Source organism: Bradyrhizobium sp., assembly GCF_035701725.1.
Lineage (GTDB): Bacteria > Pseudomonadota > Alphaproteobacteria > Rhizobiales > Xanthobacteraceae > Bradyrhizobium.
The window spans coordinates 1-10,432 of record NZ_DASSRP010000045.1 but is presented as its reverse complement, the minus strand read 5'-3'; the positions used below and the strand labels follow the sequence as shown (position 1 = coordinate 10,432).

At 62.2% G+C, this 10,432-nt stretch carries 9 protein-coding genes and 1 pseudogene; 4 read left to right on the top strand and 6 right to left on the bottom strand.

The window, feature by feature from the left end; all coding sequences use genetic code 11:
* Positions 1–367: pseudogene (locus VFL62_RS02435) on the bottom strand (amidohydrolase/deacetylase family metallohydrolase); the annotation flags it as partial.
* 113 nt (positions 368–480) lie between these two features.
* Here VFL62_RS02435 and VFL62_RS02430 point away from each other — a divergent pair.
* The 3 genes from VFL62_RS02430 (at position 481) to VFL62_RS02420 (ending at position 3,290) form a co-directional block, all read left to right on the top strand.
* Positions 481–993: a MarR family winged helix-turn-helix transcriptional regulator gene (locus tag VFL62_RS02430; RefSeq protein WP_325170789.1), complete on the top strand. Its 513-nt coding sequence runs from the start codon at positions 481–483 to the stop codon at positions 991–993.
* Between the two features lie 35 nt (positions 994–1,028).
* Positions 1,029–1,862: a nitroreductase family protein gene (locus VFL62_RS02425; RefSeq protein WP_325170788.1), complete on the top strand. Its 834-nt coding sequence runs from the start codon at positions 1,029–1,031 to the stop codon at positions 1,860–1,862.
* A 579-nt stretch (positions 1,863–2,441) separates the two neighbouring features.
* Positions 2,442–3,290 carry a hypothetical protein gene (locus VFL62_RS02420; protein WP_325170787.1) on the top strand — a complete coding sequence of 283 codons (849 nt, stop codon included), beginning with the start codon at positions 2,442–2,444 and terminating at the stop codon, positions 3,288–3,290.
* A 101-nt stretch (positions 3,291–3,391) separates the two neighbouring features.
* On the opposite strand, the gene VFL62_RS02415 is transcribed toward VFL62_RS02420, so the two are convergent.
* Positions 3,392–4,369: a tripartite tricarboxylate transporter substrate binding protein gene (locus VFL62_RS02415; protein WP_325170786.1), complete on the bottom strand. Its 978-nt coding sequence runs from the start codon at positions 4,367–4,369 to the stop codon at positions 3,392–3,394.
* 273 nt (positions 4,370–4,642) lie between these two features.
* Here VFL62_RS02415 and VFL62_RS02410 point away from each other — a divergent pair, with 273 nt between their 5' ends.
* Positions 4,643–5,053 (top strand): VOC family protein, encoded by a 411-nt coding sequence (locus tag VFL62_RS02410; RefSeq protein ID WP_325170785.1) that lies wholly within the window; start codon positions 4,643–4,645, stop codon positions 5,051–5,053.
* A 132-nt stretch (positions 5,054–5,185) separates the two neighbouring features.
* On the opposite strand, the gene VFL62_RS02405 is transcribed toward VFL62_RS02410, so the two are convergent.
* The 4 genes from VFL62_RS02405 to VFL62_RS02390 all read right to left on the bottom strand — a co-directional run.
* Positions 5,186–6,277: an HD-GYP domain-containing protein gene (locus tag VFL62_RS02405; RefSeq protein ID WP_325170784.1), complete on the bottom strand. Its 1,092-nt coding sequence runs from the start codon at positions 6,275–6,277 to the stop codon at positions 5,186–5,188.
* A 307-nt stretch (positions 6,278–6,584) separates the two neighbouring features.
* Positions 6,585–8,909, bottom strand: coding sequence for a xanthine dehydrogenase family protein molybdopterin-binding subunit (locus VFL62_RS02400; RefSeq protein ID WP_325170783.1), 2,325 nt, complete (start codon positions 8,907–8,909; stop codon positions 6,585–6,587).
* Positions 8,906–9,397 carry a (2Fe-2S)-binding protein gene (locus tag VFL62_RS02395; protein WP_325170782.1) on the bottom strand — a complete coding sequence of 164 codons (492 nt, stop codon included), beginning with the start codon at positions 9,395–9,397 and terminating at the stop codon, positions 8,906–8,908. The genes VFL62_RS02400 and VFL62_RS02395 overlap by 4 nt, the downstream gene beginning before the upstream one ends.
* 337 nt (positions 9,398–9,734) lie before the next feature.
* Positions 9,735–10,432 (bottom strand): polysaccharide biosynthesis/export family protein (locus tag VFL62_RS02390; RefSeq protein WP_325170781.1); only part of this gene is annotated, 698 nt, incomplete at its 5' end.

Below are 10,432 nucleotides of genomic sequence, written 5' to 3'. Positions count from 1 at the left end.
GCGACTTGGCCGGTTCGGCGATGAAGTGACGGAAGCCGGGCAGCGTCATGCAGGACGGGCCGCCCTGATCGATCAGCGTCGTCACGCCGGACTGGACGCCTACCATATCGGCATTCATGCCGAAGCGTCCGGTGACATACTGATAGACGTGGGCATGGGTATCGATCAGCCCCGGCAGCACGATCTTGCCGCTGACGTCGATGACTTCTTTGGCGCTGGCCGGGAGAATATCGGATTGCACGGCGGCGATCTTGCCGTTACGGATCGCCACATCCTTCAGGCCGTCGACCCCGGCGGCCGGATCGATCACACGGCCTCCGCGCAGGAGCAGGTCGAAACTGGTATTGACGGATGCGGCTGGGGACATGGCAGATCTCCTCTTTGAGGCGAAGCTGGATTTACCTCGATTATAGAGGCGGCCGAATGCGAAGTACACTTCGTATTTTGCCCGCAACGGCATCGATAGCATAGGTGCATCACATGGGCGCAGGGAAGGCCACGACAGGCGTCAGCGGCAAGGCTGAGCGGCAGCGCGGGAACGCCTGGCCGCTGGACAAGCGGCCGGGCTTCCTGATCCGGCGGCTGCATCAGATCCATGTCGCATTGTTTCAGCAGAAGTGCGCGGCCTTCGACCTCACCCCGCTGCAATACAGCCTGCTGACCGCGCTGGCGCGGTGCGGAACCGCCGACCAGACCACGCTGGCGGCGGAAGTGATGCTCGATCGCACCACCACGACGGGCGCTCTTAAGCGGCTGCAGTCCCGCAAATTTATCGAACGCGCGGTGCACAGCCGGGACCGCCGGGCGCAGATGTGCCGGCTCACCCGATCCGGCGAGCGCCTGCTGCGGCAGATCGAGGCATCGGCCCGCGCCGCGCATCATGAGACGCTGGAAGGGCTAAGCAAAGCCGAGCAAAAGCACTTCATCGCGATGATGCAAAAGGTCGTGGCGGCGCGCGCCAAACAGGCGGAAACCGCGGCGGTCCCGGGTTGAATCGAAAATTAGGTCGTCGACAGGGAGGCTTGCTGATGTCAACGTTGGCGGAGATGTTGTCGCGTCGCTTTGGCGATGGCGGGCCTGCGGCGGAGGGCACTGAAGACAACGAACTGATGCGGCGGGTTCTCCAGCGCAGAACTGTGCGGCGCTATAGCGATAAAGCGCCGAGCGAAGCGCTGCTGGATCTTCTTGTCGCTTGTGCCTTGAGCGCCTCGGCGAAATCGGATTTTCAGCAAGTCTCCATCCTGCGGCTGCGCGATGCGAAAAAGCGCGATGCGATCGGCGCGTTGTTTCCGGCGATGCCGTGGATCGCAAACGCACCGGCGTTCTTTGTGTTTCTCGGCGACGCCAGGCGGCTGCATCAGATCGGGCAGTTGCGCGGCAAGGCGGTTGCAAACGGCACGCTGGAAGGTTTCTTCAATGCCAGCATCGATGCGGCGCTGGCGATGCAGACCATGATCCTCTGCGCCGAATCGAGCGGCCTCGGCGTCTGCCCGATCAGCGTCATCCGCAACGAGGCCGACAGGGTCGCCGAGATTCTGCAGTTGCCCGATCTGGTTTTCCCGGTGGCGGGGCTTTGCCTGGGCTATCCCGCGGCCGCAGGTTTTGTCAGCCTTCGCCTTCCACGCAGCGTCACGACGCATACCGACCGGTATGACGATAGCACGCTTGCAGCCGCCATCGACGACTATGACCGCCGCCGAAATGCGATCCATGCCATTCCGAAGGCCCAGCAGAGATCCAATGACGAATTCGGCGAGGCCGCTTTTTACGGCTGGTCGGAAGACAAAGCGCGCCAGGCCGTCAAAGCCGAAGGCGCGACGTTTGCGCCCTATCTGCGCAAGCAAGGCTTCAGCTTCGACTGACGCTCAAAAGCGGGCGCCGCGATCCGTCCGGGATAGGGCATTCGGTCGGCAATCGTCCGATGGTAAGGCCGCCTTAACCATGCCGCTTAGCATTTTTGTAAAACCTTATGCGTTATGCCTTGAGCCCAGCGCTGCGAGAGAATCCGCACGTTATCTATCCAGAACGGCAAGCTTGGACAGAATAACGGGACGGCATCGCGCGTGACCGCCATCCCCCAAATCCGTACGACGAAAATGCTGCGACCGGCCCTCGAGGTTGGCCCGATTGCTGCCGGCATGGCGCGTGGTGCGATCGCCCATCCGTTGAACTAGGTTTCTGGCGCGCCGTCCCCAAAGGCGTCCGGATACAGGCCCTTGCCTGCGGTGTGCGGGCGCCCCCACCTCCACCCGCAAGGCAGGGGCCTGTCCTTTTGAAGTAGCGGCCGCGAGTTGGCGTCCGTGGTTAATGACGACGAAACATTCCCCTGAAACTTGGCTCGACCGGCGAAACGGCACCGCAAGTTCGCTTCTGTATGGTGCGGCCGATAACGGGGCCAAACGTCCTCATCGATCGCAAACACCAATAGGCCGGGGAAAATCATGCGTGGGCTGTTTCTGACTTCATCCATCGTTTTCGTGCTGTCGTTCGTCTGCGGCTTTGCCGAGGCAGGCTCTCGCGTCATCCAGGTCACGCCGGCCGCGGAAGTGCCCGCTGGCTTCGAGACCTACAAGGGATACATCTACGATCTTTCCGAAAACGTCGACCGCAAGGACAAGGCGGAAATCGTCGAGCTCTTGAAGAAACAGCTCGATATAGTCGAGAACGCCGGTCTTAGCCCGAAGGTGATGCAATTCCTCCGCACGGTTCCGATCGTCGCCAGCGAGATGGGCTGCACCGAGATGGGGCCTCCGATCGCTTGCTACGGTTCGGTCCCGCCGGATTCGTCAGCGCGTAACCGCACCTTCACAGTCTGGGACTCCAACTCGATGAGCTGGAGCAACCCGAACTTCATGGATCTCGCGGCTGATGCCGGCACCGGCGTCATCAAGTTCCGTCCGAACATGCTGAAATATGCCGAAGACCCGGTCATGCTGCATGAGATGCTTCACGCCTATCATGCCAAGCTGATGGGCGGTGGATTGGAAAATCTCGGCATCAAGGCCATGTACGCCCAGGCCGTCAGCAAGAACATCTGGCCCAAGGAAGAGTACGCGATGTCGAACCCGCAGGAATTCTTCGCGGTGACCGCGAGTGTCTTCCTGGCTGGCAAGGAATCGATCCATGAGCCGAAGACCCGCGCGGCGCTGAAGGAGAAGATGCCGAAATACTACAAGTTCCTCGTCGAACTGTTCGGCTTCGATCCCGAGCCGGCGGCGACGCCGGTCGCGGAAGCGCCGAAGCAGGAGGCTCCGGCTCAGACCGCGGCGACGGCGGCTAACGGCACCTGATAAAATCAAGAAAATAGGGCAAGGCCGGCGCCGCGAAAAACGTGGTGCCGGCCTTGTCAGTTTCAAAACTCGCTTTTGCCTCAACAAGCAGGCGTAAGACCTCATTCGATCTTGATGTCGGCGGACTTGACGACCTTGCCCCACTTCTCGGTCTCGTCCTTGATCATTGTGCCGAAATCTTCCGGCTTGGTGATCAGCGGCTCGCCGCCGAGTTCGATCAGGCGTTTTTTAACCTCCGGCTCGGCCAGCACCTCGTTGATCTCCTTGTTCAGCCTGGCGATGATTTCCGGCGGCGTCTTGGCCGGCGCACCCATTCCAAACAACGCGCTGGCCTCATAGCCGGGAACGGTCTCGCCGACCGTGGGCACGTCGGGCAATTCCGGCGAACGCTTCTCCGTCGTCACGGCCAGCGCGCGCAGCTTGCCGCCGCGAATGTGGCCGATGATCGAGGGCATATTGTCGAACATCACCTGAACGCGGTTGCTGATCAGGTCGGTGGTTGCCGGCGCCGCGCCCTTGTAGGCGACGTGCAACATCTTCGCGCCCGTCATCGCCATGAACATTTCGCCCGACAGATGCACCGATGTGCCATTACCGGAGGAGGCGAGGTTCACCTTGCCGGGATTGGCCTTCACATAGGCGATGAAGTCGGCAACGGTTTTCACCGGCAGATCCTGCGGCACCGTCATCACGTTGGGCACGCGGATGAAGCTCGCGACCGGCGCGATGTCGCGGACGAAATTGAAATTGAGATTGGCGTAGAGCGTGGTGTTGATGAAGTTGGCGGGGTTCACCAGGAGCACGGTATAGCCGTCGGGATCGGCCCGAACCACGGTCTCGGTGCCGATGTTGTTGCCGGCGCCGGGTTTGTTTTCGATGACGAATTGCTGGCCGAACCGCTCCGACAGCCGCTGTCCGATCAAGCGGGCGATGATGTCGGTGGAACCGCCGGCGGGATAACCGACGACAAAGCGGACCGGGCGCGTCGGATAGTCGAGCGCCGAAGCCGCGCCGACGGGCAGGACAAGGGCGCACAGGCCGAGTGCGACAAAACTGAGGGTGGTGCGACGTGAGGCCATGCGTTTCTCCCGGTGTCCAATCCGCCGTGGATTGCTATTGTTGAATGCGTTGTAACAAACAATGCAGCGTGCAGCCAAGCTGCAATGAACTACGACGAAAGGATCGCTGGCGCGGCGAATTTGACGTTCCTGCCAGTTCGCGGCAGGTTCGTTATAGGAACGTCAAATTCAAGGCCGCACCAGAAACTGTTATCTGCGAGGGCTCCTTCTGATTCCGAAGTTCGCATCAGAAATTGCCGCGGTTGCTTGCGAACTTCGGAATCGGAGCTCTCGATGCCGGTGAAGGTCAACGCGCTCGATCATATCGTGATCAATGTCGCCGACGTGGCGCGCAGCGTCGACTGGTACCGGATGGTGCTGGGCATGGAAGTCAGGGTGTTCGATCCCGGCCACGGCAAGCCGGTCAGAACCTCGCTGATGTTCGGTGATCAGAAGATCAATGTGCGGCCGCGTGGCGCCGACAAGGTCGAATGGTTCACCGCCGATCACGAAATGCCCGGCAGCGATGATCTCTGCTTCCTCACAGACAGCACACCCGACGAAGTCGTTTCACATCTGAAGGCGTGCGGCGTGAAAATCGAGGAAGGGCCGGTGACCAAGCAGGGCGCGCGCGGCGCGCTGCGCTCGGTCTATTGCCGCGATCCCGACGGCAGCCTGATCGAGATTTCGTCCTACGAGAAATGATGCTGGCTAAGACCCGTACCGTGTCATTGCGAGCGCTAGCAAAGCGGTCCAGCTTTGCATTGCAGCCGGAAAGGACGGGATTTCTTCGCCGCTGATGCGCCCTGTAATGGCGACTTGAAACGGAAGCGCGTCTTAGTACGCTCCGAGCGTCACCGGACGGAAGGCGACGAGCAGATGCTGGTCGATTTTGCCCTCCATCTTTTCCATGATCGAAAACGCTTTGGCGTGGGTGAACGGAATGCGGTAGGGCCGCGATTCCACCAGCGCCGCGTAGATGTCGACGATGGTCGTCAGGCGGACGATATCGCTGATCTCGTTGGCGGAAAGACCGTCGGGATAGCCGGTACCGTCGAGAAACTCGTGATGATGCAGGACGACGTCGAGCATCTCCGGCGGATAGCCGCCTTGCGCCGCCAGCGCGTCATAGCCGAGACGCGGATGTTTGCGCATCTCGTTCTTTTCTTCTTCGCTAAGCAGGCCCGGCTTGTCGAGGATCATGGTCGGAATGAACGCCTTGCCGACATCGTGCAGCAGCGCTGCGCGCACCAGACGGCGCTGGTCGTCCTCGCGCATGCCGAGATGCTGTGCAAAGGCGACCGCAAATCCGGTCACGAACAGGCAGTGACGATAGCTGTCGGCGTGATGGCAGCCGACCGTCGTCAGCCACTCGCGCAACGAGGAGTGTTTGATCGCCCTGATGATCTTGTTTTCGGCCTGCACGACATCGCTGAACTTCAGCGGCTCGCCCGCCGGCAGTTTGTTGAAGATCTTGATCATGACTTCATGCGCGGCAGCGATGCCGCGGTTCAAGGTCTTGCCGCGGTCGCTCGCGTCATAGCTGTCGCTGTCCGGGAAGGCGGCGCGGATCCGGCGCAGGATGCCGGCTGCATCGAACGGCCGGGCGATGGTGTCGGTCGCGCCCAGCGCCCAGGCCTGCATCGAGCCGTGATGCAGGGCATCGGCCAGCACGAACAGACGCGGCATGGTGCGATAGGATTCATGGCGCAGCTTGTTGCGCACCCGCTGCACGCTCTCGGCCGAACGCAGATTGATATCGACGACGATGCCGGAGATCTGATCGGCCGGCGTGTCGGGAAGCTCCGACGTCGACAGCGTTTGGACTTCGCTGACCGATTGAAGAATATGCTCCAGTTCGCGGCTTTGATCGGGGTCGTCGGAGGCCAGCAGCAGGCGGCGCTTGGCGGACGTGGCTTCGGCTGACATGAACCCCTCTTTGGTCAGGCGCGGTCGGTGATCGCAACCTAACCTAGAACTCATTCCCCGAGCCTTAAGAGAGATCGTGAACGAGCGGCTTTCATTAAAGGTAAAATTTGAATGAGCGGGCTTTCCCGGTGCAACGAAACCCGTGCCGTTTGAGCTGATTTCCGGGCCCGCGAGCGCGACTTTCCAGGCTCGGCGGCCGGTGGATGCCGCAAGGCGGTGCCAACGTCGGAAAGTAATCGTGAGCGTTAAAAAAAGCCGCCGGAAGCGAGCTTCCGGCGGCCGGTATTTGGACTTGTTGACGAAGGGTTTACGCCTTCATCCCTGCCTTGACCGCTTCGGCGGTGATCGGCAGCGAGCGCACGCGTGCGCCGCTCGCATTATAGATCGCGTTCGCCAAAGCGGGCGCGATCACGGTCACCGCCGGTTCGCCGACGCCTCTGGCGGGTTCACCATTGGCGATCACGGCAACCGCGACGTCCGGGGTCTGGCTCATCCGCAACGGCTTGTAGCTATCGAAATTGGTCTGTTCGATGCCGCCATCCTTGAGCGTCGCCTTTTCGTACATCGCAAGCGACAGGCCCCACAATGCCGCGCCTTCGACCTGGGCGCGGATATTGTCAGGATGCACCTGCGTGCCGATGTCGGTCGCCAAGGTCAGCTTCTTGACCTTGACCTCGCCGCTCGGCGCCACCGCCACATGTGCCACGCATGCCGTCCAGCTTGCGGTCGCGCGTTCCTGCGACGAGACGCAGGCGACGCCCATACCCTCTCCTTTCGGCAATTGCTTGGTGCCGTAGCCGGCCAGGCCCATGGCCGCTAGCAGCGTATTGCGCAGCCGCTGCGCGCCGCCGTTATTGGCGCCCTTGCCGTCGAGCATGTCGATGCGGAATTGCGCCGGATCCTTGCCCGCGGCGTGGGCCAATTCGTCGACCATGCTTTCGACCGCCCAAAACGTCCAGCCGGGAGCGACCGACCGCAGTTGACCCGAAGGGGTCGCCGTCTGCGCCATCTCGTTGAGAATGGCGCGAACGTTGTGGTTGGGAACGGTGTAGAAGAAATCCGAACCGTTCACGGTGAACGCATCAAGCGCGCCCTTCTTGTCGACCGAAGGCGACAGGAACGCCGGGATGCCCCAGCGCTTGGTCGGCCAGGCCGCCACCACGTCGTGGTTCATCGCCACCAGTCTGCCGTCGCCGTCGAGCCCGGCCTTGATCTTCTGGAAGGTCAGCGGACGCGTGAAGTCCATCGTCATGTCGTTTTCGCGGGTGTAGATGATCTTCACCGGCTTGCCGACGGCTTTGGACGCCTGCACGGCCGGCACCAGCATGTCGCCCTCCAGACGCCGGCCGAAGCCGCCGCCCAGCCACTGCTGATGCATCACCACGAACTTCGGATCGACCCCGGCGGCGCCGGCGGCGATCGCGCCGGAGCGTGTCGCGAATTGATTGCCGGTGTAGACGTGCCAGATGTCGCCCTTCTGCTCGGCGACCGCCGTCATCGGCTCCATCGGCGCATGGATATTGATGCTGGTGGTGTATTCGGCCTCCAGCACTTTCGCAGCGGTGCCGAGCGCCGCCGCGGTGTCGCCGTCCTTGACGAAGAACAGTCCGGAATCGTCGAGGCCCTGGAGCCGCTTGGCTTCGGCCAGCAGGGAATCGCTCGACAGCTTGGCGTTCGGGCCGTTGTCGTAGCTGATCTTGAGCGCCTCGGCTGCCTTGGTCGCGCCGGCAAACGTATTGGCCACCGCCACCACCCATCCGGTGGTCGTCGCCGTCTTGTCCTCCAGCATCACAGCCTTGATGAAGCCCGGCACTTTCTTGGCGTCGCTGTCGTCGACCGTTTTCACGGTCGCGCCGTAACGCACTGGCGGGGTCACGACCTTGCCGTAGACCATTCCCGGCAGCATGACGTCGATGCCGTATTTCGCGCTTCCGTTGGTCTTGGAAGGGATGTCGAGCTGCGGGACTGAAACGCCGATCATGGTGTATTGATCCGGCGTCTTCAGCTTGATCGCCTTGAGGTCATCGGCGGTGAAGGTCTTGGTGACCTTGCCGCTCTTGACGACGTCGGCGAACGAGACCTGCTTCTTCGACTTCGGATGCGAGATGGTGGACTCGCGCACCACCAGTTCGTCCTTGTAGTAGGGCGGAAGGCCCATGATCGCCGCCGCCGCTTCCGTCAACGCAATGCGGCCTGCGGCGCCCGCGCGGCTCATCGCATCGAAGTTCATCATCGTGCTCCAGCTGCCGCCGGTGACCTGCGCGCCGAGCACGGGATCGTTGTATTTCGGATCGTTGGACGCGAGCTGGAGGCGCACGTCCTTCCAGTTGGCGCCGAGTTCTTCGCAGATGATCTGCGCCATGGTGGAGGCGATGTGCTGGCCCATGTCCGCCTTGCCGCTGGTGACCGTGACGATGCCGTCCGGCGCGATCGAGTACCAGACGCTGGGATCGAAGTTGGCGGCCGCGGCCGATGCCTGGTCGGCGCCGAGCAGGCCGGGGACGGCCGAATAGCCAAGCACCAGACCTGCGGCTGCGGAGCCGACGAGGAATGAGCGGCGGCTCAGATCGAGCGGCTCGCCGATGGATTTATCTTGCGACTTGTCCTGCGTGATTTTCACGTGCGAATTCATGTGGCCCTCCGCTCGTTGCCGGCGTTGGAGGCCGTGCGCATTTCGGTCGCTGCGCGCATGATGGCCTTCTGGATGCGCGAATAGGTCATGCAACGGCAGAGATTGCCGTCCATGTGCGCCACCACTTCTTCCTTGGTCGGGTTGGAATTCTTCGCCAGCAGTGCGGCCGCCTGCATGATCTGGCCGGATTGGCAGTAGCCGCATTGCGGCACCTGCTCGGCAATCCAGGCCTTCTGCAAGGGATGGTCGCCCTTGGCGGACAGGCCTTCGATGGTCGTGATCTTCTTGCCGACGGCGTCTCCCACCTGCGTCTGGCAGGAGCGTACGGCTTCACCGTTGATGTGAACGGTGCAAGCTCCGCACAGTCCCGCGCCGCAACCGAACTTCGTGCCCGTCATCTGCAACTGCTCGCGGATGACCCACAGAAGCGGCGTATCGTTGGCCGCCTCGACGGACATATTCCGTCCATTGATATTGAGACTAGGCATGGTTTCTTCCCCTGCCGGTGCATGAAAGCCGCTTACGGCGGACCTCATTTATTATCGTTGGAGCGGCACCCACCGGGTCGGCGCCAGCTGCGAAGAATGATGGCGATCCATGCCAGAGGCAATGAAAATCCGTCCCGCGATGTCGCGAACATCGGTTTTGCGTTGCGACAGCGATGCTGTCATACCGCGTCCCGGAATATCGTGCGCACCGACGTTCCGGCACCAGCCAAAATGGATTTGATCCGTCATGCCCGGACGTGATCCGGGCATCCATCAGCAAAAAGTTCTCTTTGGAAGGATGGATGCGCGGGTCAGGCCCGCGCATGACGCCAATCTCTCAGAACCAGCGTTCGCCGACGAGGATGGTGTCGCCGGGACTGATGGAGGTGCCGAGCGGGACGATGACGCGGCTGGCGTTGTGGGTGAGCGTGACGCTGTCGCGTTTGGCGCGGGGCGAGAAGCCGCCGGCGATGGCGACCGCGCTCTCGACGCTCATGTTCGGCACGTAGGGATATTGGCCGGGGGCGGCGACCTCGCCCAAGATGAAGAAGGGGCGGTAGGTTTCGACCTCGACCGCGATCGACGGCTCGCGGATATAGCCGTTGCGCAAGCGCGCGGAGATGTCGGCAGCCAGGCCGGCCGGCGTCTTGCCGCGTGCGGCGACAGCACCGATCAGCGGCATAGTGATCGCGCCGCCGGCATCGATTGCGTAAGTATTGGTGAGGCCTTCCTGGCCATAGACCACCACGCGCAGTCTGTCGCCGGCATCGAGATGGTAGGGTGCATCGTGCATCGGAGCAGGCGCCGCCGCATAGGCATTCGCTAGCGCGGGTGTGTTGGCCGCGACCGGCATCGGCGCGTAGCTGCCGCGTGCGGGGGCCGCAAAGCTGGCGCGAACGGCGCTGATGGCGCCGCCGGAATCGTTTGAGGCCACTGAATAGGAAGATTGCGCGGTCTGGCCGTAAGCGAGGCTGTCGAGGTCGTTGCGCGGCGTCATCGCAACCGGGCTGGCCGTCTGCATGCAACCCGCAAGCG

Excerpts from the sequence above, each read along its gene's own strand:
- VFL62_RS02400 (WP_325170783.1), bottom strand. The coding sequence starts at position 8,909 with ATGAATTCGCACGTGAAAATCACGCAGGACAAGTCGCAAGATAAATCC.
- VFL62_RS02425 (WP_325170788.1), top strand. The coding sequence starts at position 1,029 with ATGTCAACGTTGGCGGAGATGTTGTCGCGTCGCTTTGGCGATGGCGGG.
- VFL62_RS02420 (WP_325170787.1), top strand. The coding sequence starts at position 2,442 with ATGCGTGGGCTGTTTCTGACTTCATCCATCGTTTTCGTGCTGTCGTTC.
- VFL62_RS02395 (WP_325170782.1), bottom strand. The coding sequence starts at position 9,397 with ATGCCTAGTCTCAATATCAATGGACGGAATATGTCCGTCGAGGCGGCC.
- VFL62_RS02415 (WP_325170786.1), bottom strand. The coding sequence starts at position 4,369 with ATGGCCTCACGTCGCACCACCCTCAGTTTTGTCGCACTCGGCCTGTGC.
- VFL62_RS02430 (WP_325170789.1), top strand. The coding sequence starts at position 481 with ATGGGCGCAGGGAAGGCCACGACAGGCGTCAGCGGCAAGGCTGAGCGG.
- VFL62_RS02405 (WP_325170784.1), bottom strand. The coding sequence starts at position 6,277 with ATGTCAGCCGAAGCCACGTCCGCCAAGCGCCGCCTGCTGCTGGCCTCC.
- VFL62_RS02410 (WP_325170785.1), top strand. The coding sequence starts at position 4,643 with ATGCCGGTGAAGGTCAACGCGCTCGATCATATCGTGATCAATGTCGCC.